This is a genomic window from Nocardia sp. NPDC059764 (genome assembly GCF_042732555.1).
GTDB lineage: Bacteria > Actinomycetota > Actinomycetes > Mycobacteriales > Mycobacteriaceae > Nocardia.
This window is the reverse complement of the sequence record NZ_JBHWHH010000171.1, coordinates 1-15,756: the sequence shown is the minus strand read 5'-3', so window position 1 is coordinate 15,756 and position 15,756 is coordinate 1. Positions and strand designations below refer to the sequence as shown.

17 protein-coding genes are annotated in these 15,756 nt (G+C 68.1%); 8 read left to right on the top strand and 9 right to left on the bottom strand.

Annotation, left to right across the window (positions count from 1 at the left end; all coding sequences use genetic code 11):
• Positions 1 to 72: 72 nt before the first annotated feature.
• On the bottom strand, positions 73 to 627 hold the full coding sequence (locus ACFV4K_RS28635) for a TetR family transcriptional regulator (protein ID WP_379279096.1): 555 nt from the start codon (positions 625 to 627) through the stop codon (positions 73 to 75).
• A gap of 68 nt (positions 628 to 695) precedes the next feature.
• Between ACFV4K_RS28635 and ACFV4K_RS28630 the strand changes: the two genes are divergently transcribed.
• The 4 genes from ACFV4K_RS28630 to ACFV4K_RS28615 all read left to right on the top strand — a co-directional run bounded on the left by ACFV4K_RS28630 (position 696) and on the right by ACFV4K_RS28615 (position 6,096).
• Complete coding sequence (locus ACFV4K_RS28630) at positions 696 to 1,634, top strand: haloalkane dehalogenase (protein ID WP_379279094.1); 939 nt, start codon at positions 696 to 698, stop codon at positions 1,632 to 1,634.
• The gene (locus ACFV4K_RS28625) at positions 1,631 to 3,277 is read left to right on the top strand and encodes a sulfatase-like hydrolase/transferase (protein ID WP_379279092.1); all 1,647 of its coding nucleotides are present in this window, start codon (positions 1,631 to 1,633) and stop codon (positions 3,275 to 3,277) included. The genes ACFV4K_RS28630 and ACFV4K_RS28625 overlap by 4 nt, the downstream gene beginning before the upstream one ends.
• Positions 3,267 to 4,748: a hypothetical protein gene (locus ACFV4K_RS28620; RefSeq protein ID WP_379279091.1), complete on the top strand. Its 1,482-nt coding sequence runs from the start codon at positions 3,267 to 3,269 to the stop codon at positions 4,746 to 4,748. The genes ACFV4K_RS28625 and ACFV4K_RS28620 overlap by 11 nt, the downstream gene beginning before the upstream one ends.
• A 133-nt stretch (positions 4,749 to 4,881) precedes the next feature.
• Positions 4,882 to 6,096, top strand: coding sequence for a glycosyltransferase 87 family protein (locus ACFV4K_RS28615; protein ID WP_379279089.1), 1,215 nt, complete (start codon positions 4,882 to 4,884; stop codon positions 6,094 to 6,096).
• Here ACFV4K_RS28615 and ACFV4K_RS28610 read toward each other — a convergent pair.
• The 6 genes from ACFV4K_RS28610 to ACFV4K_RS28585 all read right to left on the bottom strand — a co-directional run bounded on the left by ACFV4K_RS28610 (position 6,084) and on the right by ACFV4K_RS28585 (position 10,635).
• On the bottom strand, positions 6,084 to 6,818 hold the full coding sequence (locus tag ACFV4K_RS28610) for a glutamine amidotransferase (RefSeq protein WP_379279087.1): 735 nt from the start codon (positions 6,816 to 6,818) through the stop codon (positions 6,084 to 6,086). The two genes, ACFV4K_RS28615 and ACFV4K_RS28610, sit on opposite strands and share 13 nt — an antisense overlap.
• A gap of 126 nt (positions 6,819 to 6,944) precedes the next feature.
• Positions 6,945 to 7,973 (bottom strand): polyprenyl synthetase family protein, encoded by a 1,029-nt coding sequence (locus tag ACFV4K_RS28605; RefSeq protein WP_379279099.1) that lies wholly within the window; start codon positions 7,971 to 7,973, stop codon positions 6,945 to 6,947.
• A 286-nt stretch (positions 7,974 to 8,259) separates the two neighbouring features.
• Entirely contained in the window at positions 8,260 to 9,240 is a 981-nt protein-coding gene (locus ACFV4K_RS28600) for a terpene synthase family protein (protein WP_379279085.1), read from the bottom strand.
• A 145-nt stretch (positions 9,241 to 9,385) separates the two neighbouring features.
• Positions 9,386 to 9,619: a hypothetical protein gene (locus ACFV4K_RS28595; RefSeq protein ID WP_379279084.1), complete on the bottom strand. Its 234-nt coding sequence runs from the start codon at positions 9,617 to 9,619 to the stop codon at positions 9,386 to 9,388.
• A 123-nt stretch (positions 9,620 to 9,742) separates the two neighbouring features.
• Positions 9,743 to 10,162: a hypothetical protein gene (locus tag ACFV4K_RS28590; RefSeq protein WP_379279082.1), complete on the bottom strand. Its 420-nt coding sequence runs from the start codon at positions 10,160 to 10,162 to the stop codon at positions 9,743 to 9,745.
• Positions 10,159 to 10,635: a hypothetical protein gene (locus ACFV4K_RS28585; protein WP_379279081.1), complete on the bottom strand. Its 477-nt coding sequence runs from the start codon at positions 10,633 to 10,635 to the stop codon at positions 10,159 to 10,161. Before ACFV4K_RS28585 ends, ACFV4K_RS28590 begins: the two co-directional genes overlap by 4 nt.
• A gap of 184 nt (positions 10,636 to 10,819) precedes the next feature.
• Between ACFV4K_RS28585 and ACFV4K_RS28580 the strand changes: the two genes are divergently transcribed.
• Entirely contained in the window at positions 10,820 to 11,269 is a 450-nt protein-coding gene (locus ACFV4K_RS28580; RefSeq protein ID WP_379279079.1) for a nuclear transport factor 2 family protein, read from the top strand.
• Here the strand turns inward: ACFV4K_RS28580 and ACFV4K_RS28575 are convergent.
• Both ACFV4K_RS28575 and ACFV4K_RS28570 read right to left on the bottom strand, forming a co-directional pair.
• Positions 11,227 to 11,625, bottom strand: a complete 399-nt coding sequence (locus tag ACFV4K_RS28575) for a hypothetical protein (protein WP_379279078.1) — start codon at positions 11,623 to 11,625, stop codon at positions 11,227 to 11,229. The genes ACFV4K_RS28580 and ACFV4K_RS28575 overlap by 43 nt on opposite strands.
• A gap of 11 nt (positions 11,626 to 11,636) precedes the next feature.
• Entirely contained in the window at positions 11,637 to 12,200 is a 564-nt protein-coding gene (locus ACFV4K_RS28570) for a hypothetical protein (protein ID WP_379279076.1), read from the bottom strand.
• 206 nt (positions 12,201 to 12,406) lie between these two features.
• Here ACFV4K_RS28570 and ACFV4K_RS28565 point away from each other — a divergent pair, with 206 nt between their 5' ends.
• From ACFV4K_RS28565 to ACFV4K_RS28555, 3 genes are all read left to right on the top strand, one after another.
• Positions 12,407 to 13,624, top strand: coding sequence for a transcriptional regulator (locus ACFV4K_RS28565; protein ID WP_379279075.1), 1,218 nt, complete (start codon positions 12,407 to 12,409; stop codon positions 13,622 to 13,624).
• A gap of 180 nt (positions 13,625 to 13,804) precedes the next feature.
• On the top strand, positions 13,805 to 15,322 hold the full coding sequence (locus tag ACFV4K_RS28560; RefSeq protein ID WP_379279073.1) for an aldehyde dehydrogenase family protein: 1,518 nt from the start codon (positions 13,805 to 13,807) through the stop codon (positions 15,320 to 15,322).
• Positions 15,294 to 15,743, top strand: a complete 450-nt coding sequence (locus tag ACFV4K_RS28555) for a DUF779 domain-containing protein (protein ID WP_379279098.1) — start codon at positions 15,294 to 15,296, stop codon at positions 15,741 to 15,743. Before ACFV4K_RS28560 ends, ACFV4K_RS28555 begins: the two co-directional genes overlap by 29 nt.
• Positions 15,744 to 15,756 lie beyond the last annotated feature (13 nt).

Below are 15,756 nucleotides of genomic sequence, written 5' to 3'. Positions count from 1 at the left end.
CGAAGTGGGTGAGCACCCGAGGGAAGTCCGCTCACGTCCCAGTTGCGTGGTCACGGGGTCGGGAACGACGACTCAGGTGAGCATGCGGGTCAGGACCGCGGTCACCGCCGCGCGGGCGGCATCGACCGGGAGGGCTTGATGGCGGCGTAGGGCGTCCCAGGTCTCCCAGGAACACATCGCGAAGACGGCCTCGCGGGCGGCCGGTTCGAGCGCGTCGATTTCGGGCAGATTGGTGCGCAGATGGGCACGGAGCGCCGCGCGGCTCTCGTTCAAACGTTCGGAGAGGACCGCGGATTCGTGTTCGCGCAGCAGCGCGGCCCGGCGGGTGCTGGTGACGTTCTCGAACAGGTCGGAGCGCAGGGCCACGAGGGTGTCCATGCGCTGGTTCAGGTCGCCGGTCACCGGTTCCAGGAGTGCGATCCAATGCCGGGCGATCTGGGTCTGCGCCGCGTCGAGATACAGCGTCTCCAGGTCCTGGAAGTGGTGGTACACCGACCGTGTGGCGACGCCCGCCCGCTCGGCGACCGCCTGCGCGGTCGGTTGCAGATTGCCCTCGTCGATGAGCGCCAGGGCGGCCTCGAGGACCGCCTGGCGGTTCTTCGCTGCCCGTGCTGTACGTCCGTCCATCACGGTCAACCCTATACAGGAAAATCAATTGTTGCACTACGCGTGCAAATAGTTTTAGGGTCGGCAGCATGCACGCACTGCGGACACCGGACGACCGGTTCGCCGATCTGCCGGACTTCGACTTCGAACCCCACTACACCGACGTGGCCGCCGGGGACGGGAGTGCGACCCGGCTACGGCTGCACTATCTCGACGAGGGCCCCCGCGACGGGGACGTCGTCCTGCTGCTGCACGGCGAACCGTCCTGGAGCTTCCTGTACCGGACCATGATTCCCGTGCTGGTGAAAGCCGGATCGCGCTGCATCGCACCGGATCTCATCGGCTTCGGCCGCAGCGACAAACCCGCCGATCGCGCCGACTACACCTATGCCCGCCATGTCGAGTGGATCCGCGAGGCCCTGTTCGACCGCCTGGACCTGACCGGCATCACGCTGGTCTGCCAGGACTGGGGCGGCCTCATCGGCCTGCGGCTGGTCGCCGAACACCCCGACCGGTTCGCCCGCGTGGTGGTCGCCAACACCGGATTGCCCACCGGCGACGCGAAACTCACCGACGCCTTCGCCGCCTGGCAGCGCTTCTCCCAAGAGACGCCGATCTTCCCCGTCGGCGGAATCATCGCGGGCGGCTGCCACACCACCCTGTCCCCCGAGGTGGTGGCCGCCTACGACGCTCCCTTCCCGGACGAAACCTTCAAGGCGGGCGCGCGAGCGTTCCCGCTCCTGGTCCCCACCCGCCCCGACGATCCGGCCGCCCCGGCCAACCGGGCCGCGTGGGAACAGCTGACGCTGTTCGAAAAGCCGGTACTGACCGCCTTCTCCGACGGCGACCCGATCACCGCCGGCGGTCACCGGCCCTTCCAGGAGAAGGTGCCCGGTGCCGCCGGTCAGGCCCACACCACCATCACCGACGCCGGTCACTTCCTCCAGGAGGACCGCGGCCCCGAACTCGCCGCCGTGGTGAGCGCGTTCATCGCCGCCACCGGCACCACCACAGGAGCGATCGAATGATCAGCAGGAGAGGGTTTTTCGGCACCGGCGCGATGGCCGGCGCCACGGCAGCCGCGGTCGCGGCAGCGGGCTCGGCCACCGCGGAACCCGACCGCCGGGACAGCGACTCGGGCAAGCCGAACATCCTGGTCGTCATCGTCGACGAGATGCGGGCCCCGATCTGGTTCCCCGAGCAGTCCGTCCTCGACACGATCCTGCCGAATATCGCCGCGCTACGGAACAAGTCGGTCTCGTTCGAACAGCACTACACCGCCGCCAATGATTGCACCCCCTCCCGCGGCGCCCTGGTGACGGGCCTGTACGCCCACCAGACCGGCTGCCTGTCGACCTCCCAGTCGGAGCTGGCGGCGGGCTTCCCCACCTGGGGTTCGATGCTGCGCGAACAGGGCTATCGCACCGCCTGGTGGGGCAAATGGCATCTGGGCCACTACGCCGACACCACCCCGGGCGGCCTGGACCGCTACGGCTTCGACGGCGGCACCTACCCCTCCCCCAATGGCGCGCCCGAACAGGGACTGCAGATGGACGGCCGCATCGTCGACGAATTCGTCCAGTGGCTCGACACCGATGCGGCGCAAGGCCCGTGGTGCACGACGGTGTCGCTGGTCAATCCGCACGACATCCAATGGTGGCCGCGCTGGACGCGACGTACGTTGGCCAACAACAACATTCCGTGCTGGATCAACGACCTGCCCGGCAATTTCGAGACCCTCGACCAGCTCTCCCGTAAGCCGCGACTGCAGATGGCGCTGGTCGAGGTGTCGGCGGCGACCTTCGGTCTGGCCCCCTACGGCACGCCGGGCGCCGACCAGGAATGGATCGAGCTGCGCAACCTCTACCTGTGGTTCCAGCAGCAGGTGGACATCCAGATCGGCCGCGTCATCGCCGCGGTCGAGTCCCGGCCCGAGGTCGCCGCGAACACGGTGGTGGTCTTCACCTCCGACCACGGCGACTACGCGGGCTCCCACGGCCTGCACGGCAAGGGCGGTGGGGCGTATGACGAGGCCCTTCGGGTACCGCTCTACATCCACGACCCGCGCGGGCTGCTCACCCCGTCTCCCGGCGTGCGCGACCAGCTCACCTCCAGCGTCGACCTGGCAGCCCTGCTACTGACCATCGGCACCGGCGGCACCGGCTGGCGATCCGACGACCGCTACGCGCACCTGGCCGGGCGTCACGACATCGCTGCCGTCGCACGCGATCCCCGCGCGCCCGGACGGCCGTGGATCCTGCACACCACCGACGAGCACTCCATCGAGGAGGCCGCGGTCCGATTCAACGGTGACGCACCGGGACACGTGATCGCGCTGCGCACCGCCGACGCCAAATTCGTCCGCTACTCGCACTGGGCCGCGGGCACGTCACGCATCGACGCCGCGCAGCAGGAGGAGTACGAGCTCTACGACTACTCCACCCCCGACGGTCGGCTCGAACTCGACAACACGGCGGCCATCGGCGGCGCTCTGCGCGACACGATGAGCCGGCTGCACGACGAGGCCGTGCGGACCGAGCTGCAGCAGCCGCTACCCTCCTACCTGCAGCAGGCCCAGCAGGACGGATGGAACGATTACTTCACCCAGACCGCGAAACCTTTCGGGGAGCAGCTCACCGACTTCCTCCGGGACGGCATCGGTGCGAAATAGCTCCCGGGGCGGCGTCATCGGCGCCACCGCCACCCTGCTCGCCGCGGTCGCCGGAACCGCGGCCGCCCTGCCCATCCCGGCCGTGCCCGGCGCGCCGCCGGTGTTCCTCGGCAATCCGGCCGTCGCGCAACCGATCACCGGTCTGCCGTCGGTTCCGCAGCACCCGTACCTGGCGCCCAACGGCAGCTCCGGCATCCACGACGACGGCTGGATGAGCAATACCACCACCCGCCCCGGACCGCTCGGCCACGATATTCGCGTGGTGTCGGCGGTCATCGGCGGCGAGTGCGGATCGCTCACCTTCGATCACGCCGGTCGGATCATCACGACCTGCATCGGGCCGTCGCCCGCGCTGTATCTGCTGGACCCTGTCACCCTGAATGTGCTGGGCCGCAGCCCACTTCCCGGTGACCCCGGGGCCTTCCTGCGGCCGGGCGCGTTCGGCAACTTCACCGGCGGCGCGTACTTCTACCTCGACGATCAGGATCGCGCCGTCGTCGCCTCCCGCGACGGCCACATCCGCCTCTTCGCGGTGAACAGCGCCGGCGACGGGTTCACGGTCGTGCACGACCACGACCTGACCGGGCTGCTGCGGCCCGGCGAGACCTTCAATTCGGCGCTGCCCGACAGCAACGGGCTGCTGTGGTTCGTGGCCCGCACCAACGGCGTGGTCGGCACCCTGGACCTGAACACCGGTGCGGCACAGGTGATCCGGCTCGGCGATGGTGCGAACGGCGAGATCGAGAACTCCTTCGCGGTGGGCAATGACGGCGACGTCTACATCGCCACCAACCGCGAACTGCTCCGCTTCGACTCGGGACCCGACGGTGCGCCCGCCATCACGTGGCGCACCACCTACGCCAATAGCGGACAACGCAAACCGGGCCAGGTCGACGACGGCACCGGCACCACACCGACCATCCTGTCGGGCGGTTATGTCGCCATCACCGACAACGCCGATCCGATGAACGTCGTCGTCTACCGCACCGCACCCGGCGCGGCACAGCGACAGGTGTGCGCCGTCCCCGTGTTCGGCGCGGGCGCCGGTGACACCGAGAACTCGTTGATCAGCGCGGGCAATTCGCTGATCGTCGAGAACAACTACGGGTACACCGGTCCCGAGGCCACTCTGCTCGGAAAGACCACCACGCCCGGTTTCGCCCGCATCGACATCGACGCCGACGGCGCGGGCTGCCACCAGGTCTGGGCCAACACCACCGAGGCCGCGCCCACCGTCGTCCCCAAGCTCTCGCTGGCGACCGGTCTGATCTACAGCTACACCAAGGGCTCCGAACCCGGCGACCCCTGGTACCTCACCGCGCTGGACTTCCGGACCGGGGCCACGGTCTGGAAGCACCTCGCCGGCACGGGTCCCGGCTTCAACAACAACTACGCCGGAATCAGCATCGGCCCTGATGGCACCGCCTATCTGGGTGTCATCCCGGGATTGATCGCCCTGCGCGACAACTGAATCGCCACTACGGTGGTTCGGGCACACGCCAGCCCGAACCACCGTGGGAGTCCGCATGCCCGTTCCGACGAGGGGCGACGCGGCCTCCCTGAAACCAGTCGCACCGCCCGGGCGGTCGGTACCGTTGCCGGTGGTGTGGCTGATCGGAGCGCTGGGCGTCCTGGCCGCCTACTGGTACCTGCGCCAGGCCCTGCTGCCACCGCGCGCGATGTTCCCGCTGGACGATCTCGATGTCTACCGGGTCGCGGCCGACCGTGTGGTGCACGGGGTTTCGGTCTACGACACTCCCTTGCGCGGGCACACGCGCGGCGAATGGGAATTCGTCTACACGCCCTTCGCGGCTCTGCTGTTCGTGCCGCTGGTGGTGCTGCACGGTACGTCGCTCACCCTGGCCGGTGCGCTCGGCAACATGGCACTGCTCGCCGGATCGGTGTGGGCCGCCTTGTCGTTGCTGGGTTTCCGCCGCGACCGGCGGCTGCTGATCGTCATCCCCGCCGCCACCGCGGTGCTGCTGTGGTGCGAGCCGACCCGCCAGACCATCGGCCTCGGCCAGGTCAATCTGCTGCTCCTGCTGCTGGTCCTGGCCGATATGACCCTGCCCGACTCCTCCCGCTGGAAAGGCGCGCTGACCGGCATCGCCGCTGGAATCAAACTCACACCCGCCTTCTTCATCCTCTACCTGCTGGTGACCGGTCGCTTCCGCGCGGCCGCCGCCGCGGCGGGCGCCTGCGCCGCCACCCTGGCAATCGGTCTGGCCGTCCTGCCGAAGGACTCCCTCACCTTCTGGAGCGGCGCCTTCGCCGACCCGGCCCGCGTCGGCGTCCCCGGCAACCCCGACAACGAATCGCTGCGCGGCCTGCTCGCCCGCTCCCTCGGCTCCGGCGGCCTCGCCCAATTGCTCTGGCCCGCAGCCGCCCTCGCCACCGCCCTGGCCTGTCAGGTCGTGGCCCGCCGCCTCTCCGCGACCGGCCAGGAACTCGCCGCCCTGACCCTGTGCGGCATGACCGCCGCCGCCATCTCCCCCTACACCTGGATTCACCACTGGGTCTGGCTCGCACCCCTGCTGATCTGCGCGGCCGACCTCGCCGTTCGCCACCGCTCGCCGCTGACCGCCGCGGCGCTGATCGCGATCTTCCTCCTCTGCTCGGGCGGTGTCTTCCCGTTCCTCGGCCTGCCCTCCGAAAGCGTTCTGCGCCTGGCGGACCCGGGCCGTTTCGCCGTCATCGCTCACAACGCCTACATCTGGCTCACCGTGGCGCTCCTGGTCGCCGCCGCGATCGCGACCCGTCGCCGCGTATCACCGAAACCGACCGCGACCTCAGCGCGGATCTCGGCTCACTCCCGGTAGCGGGCGACGAAGCGGCGCAGGATCTCCTGGGGCACGGTGATGTGCTCGCGGTGGCCGAGTTCGGTGAGGTAGTCGGCCTCGGCCGGGTCGAAATAGCCGTCGTGGCGGTAGATTTCGATGCGCAGCGCCAGGCCGTGGCCGTCGAGTTCGGGGTGGAACTGGGTGGCGTAGACATGCTCGCCGACCCGGACCGCCTGGACCGGGCAGCCGGCGGACCGGGCCAGCAGGGTCGCGCCGGGCGGGACGTCCTGGCAGGACTCCTTGTGGCCGACGAAGGCGCGGAAGGCGTCCGGCAGGCCGCGCAGCAGTGGATCGTCGTCGGCGTCGCCGGTCAGTTCGATGGTGGTCGCTCCGGGCGATTCGGCGTAGCGTCCGGTCCCGACCCGCCCGCCCAGGGCATCGGCCAGCGCGCCCAACCCGTAGCAGGCGCCCAGGTAGGGAAAGTCCCGGCGCACCACCTCGATGAGCAGCTTCCGCAGTTCGGGTTCGAAGACCCGCTGGTAGTCGTACTTGCGTTCCTCGGGGTAGCTGATATTGCTGGGCCCGCCGCCGACGATGACGGCCCAGTAGTCGTCGAGGTCGAGATCGGGCATGCCGCGATTCATCTCGACCCGTGTCACCTCCTGCGGCGTGAGACCGCCCGCGTCGAGGATCGCTTCATACTCCTGGTCGGAGGCCGCTTGCTCGGGTCGCAGCTGCAACAGCAGACAAGGCTTCGCCATCACCACATTGTCGATGGCTCTGGTACAGTCGGCGTACCTCATCAGATATTTCTCAAAAAACAAAGTACGTGTAACCGCCGGTTGCACGTACTTTGTTTTTAGGCCCTCGCACGGCCGTACTCCGGATCAGTGATCACGATGGGCGACCAACTGAGCCAATGCGGTCAGATCATCCGACACCAGATCACCGGGCAATGCCGCGAAAGCCGCTTCCAACGCCGTCGACGCCCGCCGCAGCGTGCGCTGCTTGCCACCCGCCCGCTCGACCAGCTCCGCGGCCCGCGCCGCACGTGCCGTGGTCAACGGATGGCGGGTGCGGTAGAGCCGAGCCAACTCGCGACCCGCGGCCGTGCCCGATTCCAGCGCGCACACCACCGGGAACGACTGCTTGCGATGGATGAGATCGCTGTACGCGGGTTTCCCCGTGACCTCCGGATCGCCCCAGATGTCGATGAAGTCGTCGACCAGCTGGAAGACCAGGCCCAGTTCCGCGCCGAACGTGTGCATCGCCGACACCACGCGCTCGTCGGCCCCGGCGCACAGCGCACCCAGCGCGCAGGCGCAGCCGAGCAACGCGCCGGTCTTGCCGGCGGCCATGCCCAGGTACTCGTCGACGGTGACGGCGGCCCGGGTCTCGAAGTCGCAGTCCGCGTACTGCCCGTGGCACAGGTCGACCGTGGCCCGGGTCAATCGGATGACCGCCTCCGCGGTGACCGTCTCCGGCACGCCGTCGCACAGCGCGCCGAGCGCCACCGCCTGCAGCGCGTCGCCGAGCAGGGTCGCGGTGGTCTCACCCCAGACCCGCCACACCGTGGGACGGCCGTGGCGGAAGGCGTCGCAGTCCATCACGTCGTCGTGGACCAGCGAGAAGTTGTGCAGCAGTTCGACCGCGGCCGCCGCGTGCACCGACTTGCCCGGATCTCCGCCGCACGCGGTCGCGGCCGCGAAAGTGAGCGCCGGGCGCAGTGCTTTGCCCTGCACGCCGGTGACGGCCGTTCCCTCGGGATCGCACCAGCCGAAGTGGTACCCGGCCATCAGGTCCAGCGGCTCGGTCAGGCCACTGACCGCGGTCCGCAACACCGGGTCTATGGCCGCTCTGGCCTCGCTCAATTGTCTACGGGCTCTTCGCTCCGCGGTCGCGTCGAGTGGGCGCATTATGGATTCGGCTGCCCGGGCACGGGATTCGTCGTGTCCGGCGTGGGCGGCCACGGCCGGTCGGGACAGCCCCCACCGGCGCTTGCCCTCCCCGTGCGCTCCCACGGTGAAACGGATCGGTTTCGACGCTCGCATAATCGGCCCCGCTCTCTCGGACACGGTTACCGCAGCCACCCGGTGGCAGCTGGGTAGCAATGCTCAGAAGAACCCCATCGTCCCATCGGAAACTGAAACCCGGGGGTTGCCTGCGAATTTCAGTTCGGCAACGGTGCACTCTTGGGCGTGGTCAGGTCAGCGGCAGCCCGTGTTCGAGCGCCTCGGCCGGTGCGCTGGTGTAGCGGGCGGCCTGGTAGTGGTAGTCGTGGTTGGCGCGCACGTAGACGGTGTAATTCGCGGCGGTGGCGAGGGCGTCGGCGCGTTCGCGGCCGGTGATGCCGGCGTCGTCGAGTTCGGTGGGCAGGCGCTCGACCGCGTCGGTCATGCGCGCCACGCACTCGGACAGCATGCCGTTCACCAGTTGCCGGGCCTGATCTCGATCGTGGCCGTGGTGATACTGCGCCAGCAGCACCGAGTTGTACAGATAGCCGGACGCCTCGTCGGAGGCGACCGACAGCACGTCGTTGAACAGGCCCATGTGCTCGACGGCCGCGGCGCGCAGACTGCGCATGGCGGGCAGGTGCCGGGTCGCCGGGCTCAGGTCGACGCCCTCGGCGCGCTCGCTGATATCGAGGAACACGAACAGCGCCACGCCGTCTCGCCGATGCGCGCGGTAGTCCTCGAGGTCGGGGAGATTGCCGGAGAGCCGTCCGACGCTCTCGGCGTAGTAGGTCCACAGCCAGTCCCGGATCTCGCCGCGCACGCTCTCACGCCACGCCGGGGACCGGCCCTGGCACAGCCGTTTCCACAGTTCGGCCAACGCGATCGCGAGCACGCCGGACGGCTTGTCGATACCGTCCAGTACGGCTTCGATGGCGAGGATCGCCGCCAAACACCGCTGCGGCTCAGGGATTTCGATATCGAACTGGTCGTCCACGATGAAGGCCCACGCGGTGTACTGGCTCAGTAGCGTGAGCTCCTCGGCGCTCGCGCGCGGGCACCACAGCGCGTACATACGGGCCGGTCGGGTCCGTTCCATGCGCCGTCGAGTGGGCTCGGTCGGCACCAGCGAGTAGGCTTCCAGCCAGGCCCACATTCCCGCTTCCGCTTGCGGCTCCGCGGGATTGAGCCCCGCCGGGCCGAACGGCATGAAGACTTCGAGAGCTTCCATACGAAACTGCCTACCCCCCAACTAATTACCCGAGGACATCGTAACGATAGCGGCATCTCGGACGTTTGCACTCGCATCTGGAATCCCAGTCAGTAGGAATCTGCGGGCCGCCTGACCTCGCGCGGCCCTCCCACGATCCGTTTCGCTACCCGGGCGTGGCGTCGCGGACGCTGGTGATCCGCCGCAGCCCCTCCGCGAGTTCGCTTCCGCTGGGGGCGGTCTCGCCGTCGATCAGCGATTGTGCGGCGATCCCGATGAGCAGCGCCTGGTACAGCGCGCCGACCGACCGTCCGGCATCATCCCCCTCATCGCCCCCGAACAACCGGGCCAGTCCCGCCCGGGCGTCCTCCGTCCGCTCCGCGATGATTGCCTTCCGCAATCTGAACGTGCGCCTGGTCCCCTACCTGCCCTGGCGCGGACTGATCGGCGGCGCCCGCAGAAGGTGGCGCGGACCATTGCGGTCAAGGATTGCCGGATCGGGGACCCGTACCCGTCCTCGGGCCTAGCTGCTGCCGAAGGGGGCAGGCGTGCGCATCTTGACGCCCTCCGGCGAGTTGTAGTCGAGAATCGTGACCGTCATCGATGAGGTTTGGGTGCCTTGGGTGGCGGTGAGGGTGTAGGTGCCCGCATTCTGAGGGGTCCACGGGGTCTTGTAGGTGCACCCGCACAAGCCCCCGGTGTTGATCGGGGGTGTGTCGAGGGCGGTGCCGTCGACGGTGAAGATGACCGGTGTGGTGGTGTCGGCCAGGTGCCAGGCCGAGACGAGGCAGGTTTCGGTGGTCAATCGGCAGCCGAATCCGTCGGGGCTACCGGTGATCGTCTCAATGGTGAGGGTGCCCGCGTTGGCAGTTCCGGTCGACAGCGAGATCGCTGCCATCAGCGATGCGGCCGTGATCGCAGCTCCGCGCATGATCGTGGTCATTCCACTCCGATCACGGGGCAGTCGTGGGCGCCGCTGCCGGAGCAGGCCATATGCCCCAGGAACACCGAGAGATGCTTGAACACCGCTGCGGGTGAGTTGTTGTCGATGATCTGGAGCGAGATCGACTGGGACGCGCTGCCCTGCTGACCGGTGATCGTGTACAGACCCGCGGTCTGCGGAGTCCAGGTGGTCTCGACGGTCCCGCGCCCAGGGGTGGTGGCGTCCGTCGAGGGCGCACTGGTCACCAGCACCTTGCCGTTGACGCTGATCGTGACCGGCGTCGACAGGTCGAATACCCAGGCTCGGACGCCGCACTGCTGTGCTGTCGCCTGGCAGGCGAGTACGTCGGGACCGCCGCCCACATTGAGGATGACGGATTCCGTTGCGGCCGTCGCCATTCCCGTGGCGGCCTGCACTGCCGCCGTCAGCGTTGCTCCCGCCGCGGCGTAGAGGGCGGCCTTCTTGCTTGTCATGAGCGAGAGTATTTGTGACTCACTCTTATTTCACAAGGTTGCCGGAGCCCCCTCTTCTTGGGGATTGCCTGCCGTCAATCGGACTCGCCCCCAATATCTTTCGGAAATGGCAAGATCAACGACGACCCTGGGCGTACGGTGGCCCACCGTCCCTGAAGAGTTATCGGCCATACCCGGAGGCAGCATGTTGTCCCTGCAGGAGATTTCGGACCGCATGGAAATACAGGACCTCATGGTCCGCTATTCCCACGCCGTGGACACCCACCAGTGGGACATGCTGGACGAGATCTTCACCCCGGACGCCCACATCGATTACACCGCCATGGGCGGCCCGGCCGGTGACCTGGAATCCACCAAGAAATTCCTCGCCACGGTCATGCCCAACTTCTCGGCGTTCCAACACATGATCAGCAATTCCTCCATCCGCGTCGAAGGCGACAACGCCACCGCGCGGACCATGTGCCACAACCCGATGATGGTCGGCGCCGCCGACGGCGAACGCCGTCTCATGCTGTGCGGCCTCTGGTACCACGACACCTTCGTCCGGGTCGACGGCGAGTGGCGGATCAAGCAGCGCGTCGAGGAGAAGAGCTATATGTTCGTCGCTCCGGACGCGGTGCCGCCCACCAGCTGATCGAACAGATCGCGGTAGCCGCGGAATGCCGTGCGCAGCGCCTCGGTGTCGGCGGCTTCGCCGCGCGCCCACTCGCTTTCGAGTTGCTCACGGCGGCGCGAGCACTGATCGGTGAGTTGCTCGAGCGCGTCGCCCACGAGCGCGTCCGCACGCGACACGGCGTCCTTGGGATCATCGACGAAACCGGCCTGGATATCGCGCCACTGATCGCGCAGCCGCCCGGGGTCGCCGTTGGAGTGCGAGCTGCCATCGCCGTCGCGGTTGTCACGTCCGGCCAGATCGGTAGCTTGGATGTCGTCGCGCGCGCCAGGTTCGGCCGCCCGGATATTGTCGTGCGGGTTCGGATTCACGGTCATGTCAATGTGCCTTACTGCTGGTGGCGGGATGTGCCGTGCTGATCGCCGCCGACCAGTTCGGAGAACACCTCGCGGTAGTCGACGATGGCCACGCGCATGTCCTCGGTGGATGCCTCACCGTGTCCGGCGCGCGCGGCGACCTCGTGGGCGGCGCGGAACCGGCCCAGAGGGCGTGAGTGTTCCACCGATAGATCGGCCACTTGTTGGTCGTAGTTCTCGTTCGGGTAGCCGCGATCGGTCATCGCCTGCGTGACGAGGCGGTCGGCCGCGTCGAGTGCGCCGCCGGGATCGTCGATGAACTGCTCCTGGATGTGGGTCCAGGCCGCGTCGTAGCGCTGTTTCTCTTCTGGCGACAGTTCCCGCAGATCCAGGTCGTCGTGGCGTTTTTCACGGTCTGTCAGTTCCTGCTCGGCGTCCTTGCGGGTCGGCGCCGCGGCCACGGTCCGGTCGTATTCGGGTCCGAACCGACGCTGTAGCTGCCGACTGCGTCTGCGCGGCCCGAGCACCGCCGCGAGTAACAACACCACGATCACCGCCGCGGCGACGATCACTGCGATCCATGCTCCGCTCGACATTCGATCCTCCTGGTCGAGTCCGTTTCCCCGTTGGCGTAATGCCTCGGAATCGGCACTTCAAACCCGGTGGGCCGGAACCGGTGAAGGCTGCGCAGCGACGCCGGACGATTTACTCCGCGGACTGCGGTGAATGCGGCCCGCGCGGTGCGACCGCGCGCCATCATGGGATATCGCTCGGTCCGGAGGCACCGCGAGGAGTTTGCGCCATGACACAGCTGCCCGCCGCGTCGCATCAGCGTGCGGAGTTGGAGAAGGCTTGGGAGCGGTGGACCACGTCCACCCCCGGCCGTCCGCCCGGCGCCCAGGTGGCGTTGCGCGGCGAGGTGGCCGCGTCGTGGGAGCGGTCGCTGCGCACGGTGGATCCGACGCGGGCTGTCGCCCCGGGAACCGACCGCGACGAATTGGGTTCGCGCTGGGCCGAATCGCCGCTGCGCACCCCGGTCACCGAGATGGCGGGCGAGCTGCGGGCGCTGACCGAGGACTCGGGCATGATCGCGGTGGTCACCGACGAGGCCGGGACCGTGCTCTTCAGTTGCGGCGACCGGTCGGTGCGGCGGCGGGCCGAATCGGTGAACCTCGCCCCCGGCGGCTGCTGGGACGAGCCCTACATGGGGACCAGCGGCATCGCCCTGTCCCTGCACAGCGGCCGCCCCTCCCAGGTCTGGGCCGCCGAGCATCTGGTCGAGGCATTGCACGGCTGGGTCTGCTACTGCGCGCCGATCCGCGCCGCCGACGGCCGCCAATTGGGCGTGCTCGATCTATCGACGTACTGGGACCGCTCGCATCCGCTGATCCTCACCACCGTCCGAGCCCTGGTGACCGCCATCGAATCCCGAGTGCACGCCGAACAGCAACGCCCCCCGGCCACGCCCCGCCTCGAAGCGCTGGGTGTCCCCCGGCTGTACCAGCAGGGCCGCCAGGTCTCGATGCGGCCGCGGCAGCTCGAGATCCTGACTCTGCTGGCGCTTGAACCCGAGGGCTTCACGCCGGAACGCTTGCACGAGGCCGTCTATGGCGACCGGTCGGTGTCGTCGAGCACGCTCAAATCCGATGTCTCCCGCCTGCGCGCCGCCACCGACGGCCGCATCGCCGACCGCCGCTACATGCTCACCGAACCCCTCGCCTGCGACGCCGTCGAACTGCTGGCCGCGCTCGAGGCGGGCGACCTGACCACGGCGGTGCGGCTGTATCGCGGTCCGCTGCTGCCGGATTCGGATGTCCCGGGCATCGTGCAGTGGCGCGAGCACCTCGACGTCTGTCTGCGCACGGCCGTGCTGGCCGACCACAATCCCGAGCACGCCCTGCGTTTCGGTCAGCGCTGCCCCGACGACATCGAGATCCACGAGCACGCCCTGCGCCTGCTCCCCCACGGCGACAGCCGCCGCGCGCTGGCGACCGCCCGTCTGCACACCGCGTTGCGCTAGCGGCACCGCGGCGCGTGCAAGGTTGCACAGCGTGTCCCGCATCCGAAATGTCCGATACCGCAGCTGATTCCGCAGGTACCGACGCGGCAACGTTCCGCCAACCCGGTGCCAACCACCCGCCAACCTTCGCGGTTCATAGTGGCCCCCGTCACCGCAGATAATGCGATCAGGAGCCGCGCCATGATCTTCGCCAAACCAGGCACAGAAGGCAGCATCGTCAGCTTCAACCGCCGCTATGACAACTTCATCGGCGGCGAGTGGAAAGCGCCGATCGAGGGCCGATACTTCGAGAATCCCTCCCCGATCGACGGCGAGACCTTTTGTGAAGTAGCGCGTTCCAGCGCGGCGGACATCGACATGGCCCTGGAGGCCGCGCACCGGGCGGCCGAATCCTGGGGCGCCACCTCGGTGACGGATCGTGCCAACATCCTCAACAAGATCGCCGACCGGATCGAGGCGAACCTGGAGCGCCTCGCCGTCGCCGAAACCTGGGAGAACGGCAAGCCGGTCCGCGAAACCCTCGCCGCCGACCTGCCTTTGACGGTCGACCACTTCCGCTACTTCGCCGGCGCGATCCGCGCGCAGGAGGGTCACCTCTCCCAGATCGACGCCGACACCGTCGCCTATCACTTCCAGGAACCCCTCGGCGTGGTCGGGCAGATCATCCCGTGGAACTTCCCGATCCTGATGGCCGCCTGGAAGCTGGCGCCCGCGCTGGCCGCCGGCAACTGCGTCGTCATCAAGCCCGCCGAGCAGACCCCCGCCTCGCTGCTGCTGGTGATCGAGCTCATCGCGGACCTGCTGCCGCCCGGAGTCGTCAACGTGGTCAACGGTTTCGGCGTGGAGGCGGGTAAGCCGCTGGCGTCGAGCCCGCGCGTGGCCAAGGTCGCCTTCACCGGCGAGACCACCACCGGGCGGCTGATCATGCAGTACGCCAGCGAGAACATCATCCCGGTGACCCTCGAACTGGGCGGCAAGAGCCCCAATATCTTCTTCCCCGACGTGCTTTCGGCCGACGACGACTTCCTCGACAAGGCCGTCGAGGGTTTCGTGATGTTCGCGCTGAACCAGGGCGAAGTGTGTACTTGCCCGTCCCGGGCGCTCATTCATTCGTCGATCTACGACGAGTTCATGGCCCGCTGCATCGAGCGGACCAAGGCCATCAAGGGCGGCAATCCGCTCGACGACGCGACCATGATCGGCGCGCAGGCCAGCAACGACCAGTACGAGAAGATCCTCTCCTACATCGATATCGGCCGTCAGGAGGGCGCGAAAGTGCTCACCGGCGGCGAGATGCGCAAGGTGGAGGGTTTCCCCAATGGGTACTACATCGAGCCGACGATCTTCGAGGGCCGCAATGACATGCGGATCTTCCAGGAAGAGATCTTCGGACCGGTGGTAGCGGTGGCCCGCTTCGACAACGAGGTCGAAGCGGTAACCATCGCCAACGACACGCTCTACGGCCTCGGCGCCGGCGTGTGGAGCCGTGACGGCGGCATCGCCTACCGGGTGGGCCGGGCGTTGAAAGCCGGTCGGGTGTGGACGAACTGCTACCACGCCTATCCCGCGCACGCGGCCTTCGGCGGCTACAAGAAGTCCGGCATCGGCCGCGAGAACCATCGCATGATGCTCGACCACTACCAGCAGACGAAAAACCTGCTCGTGTCCTATTCCCCGAAGAAACTCGGATTCTTCTGAACCGGGGGGCGATATGACGGCGGGTCCGGTATCCCGGGTGACCATCACCGAGGCCGCGGCGGATGTGCTGCAACGGCTCATCGACCACAACGGCCCGGTGATGTTCCACCAGTCGGGCGGCTGCTGCGACGGCAGCTCCCCGATGTGCTACCCCCTGGGCGAATTCCGAGTGGGCGCGGCCGATGTACTACTCGGCCGCGTCTTCCCGGACACGGCGTTCTGGATGAGCGCCGACCAGTTCGAATATTGGCGCCACACCCACCTCACCGTCGACGTGGTCCCCGGCCGCGGTGGCGGCTTCTCCCTCGAAGCGCCCGAGGGTGTCCGATTCGTCATCCGGTCACGCCTGTTCACTGATGCCGAGACAGCGGTGCTGGAAGCGGCTCCTGCCCCGCTCCGCGGCAACGAACTGGCCGGATGAAAGAGGGTGGCGC

Excerpts from the sequence above, each read along its gene's own strand:
- ACFV4K_RS28600 (WP_379279085.1), bottom strand. The coding sequence starts at position 9,240 with ATGGAAGCTCTCGAAGTCTTCATGCCGTTCGGCCCGGCGGGGCTCAAT.
- ACFV4K_RS28630 (WP_379279094.1), top strand. The coding sequence starts at position 696 with ATGCACGCACTGCGGACACCGGACGACCGGTTCGCCGATCTGCCGGAC.
- ACFV4K_RS28605 (WP_379279099.1), bottom strand. The coding sequence starts at position 7,973 with ATGCGCCCACTCGACGCGACCGCGGAGCGAAGAGCCCGTAGACAATTG.
- ACFV4K_RS28570 (WP_379279076.1), bottom strand. The coding sequence starts at position 12,200 with ATGTCGAGCGGAGCATGGATCGCAGTGATCGTCGCCGCGGCGGTGATC.
- ACFV4K_RS28560 (WP_379279073.1), top strand. The coding sequence starts at position 13,805 with ATGATCTTCGCCAAACCAGGCACAGAAGGCAGCATCGTCAGCTTCAAC.
- ACFV4K_RS28625 (WP_379279092.1), top strand. The coding sequence starts at position 1,631 with ATGATCAGCAGGAGAGGGTTTTTCGGCACCGGCGCGATGGCCGGCGCC.
- ACFV4K_RS28585 (WP_379279081.1), bottom strand. The coding sequence starts at position 10,635 with ATGACAAGCAAGAAGGCCGCCCTCTACGCCGCGGCGGGAGCAACGCTG.
- ACFV4K_RS28565 (WP_379279075.1), top strand. The coding sequence starts at position 12,407 with ATGACACAGCTGCCCGCCGCGTCGCATCAGCGTGCGGAGTTGGAGAAG.
- ACFV4K_RS28610 (WP_379279087.1), bottom strand. The coding sequence starts at position 6,818 with ATGGCGAAGCCTTGTCTGCTGTTGCAGCTGCGACCCGAGCAAGCGGCC.
- ACFV4K_RS28580 (WP_379279079.1), top strand. The coding sequence starts at position 10,820 with ATGTTGTCCCTGCAGGAGATTTCGGACCGCATGGAAATACAGGACCTC.
- ACFV4K_RS28635 (WP_379279096.1), bottom strand. The coding sequence starts at position 627 with ATGGACGGACGTACAGCACGGGCAGCGAAGAACCGCCAGGCGGTCCTC.
- ACFV4K_RS28575 (WP_379279078.1), bottom strand. The coding sequence starts at position 11,625 with ATGACCGTGAATCCGAACCCGCACGACAATATCCGGGCGGCCGAACCT.
- ACFV4K_RS28590 (WP_379279082.1), bottom strand. The coding sequence starts at position 10,162 with ATGACCACGATCATGCGCGGAGCTGCGATCACGGCCGCATCGCTGATG.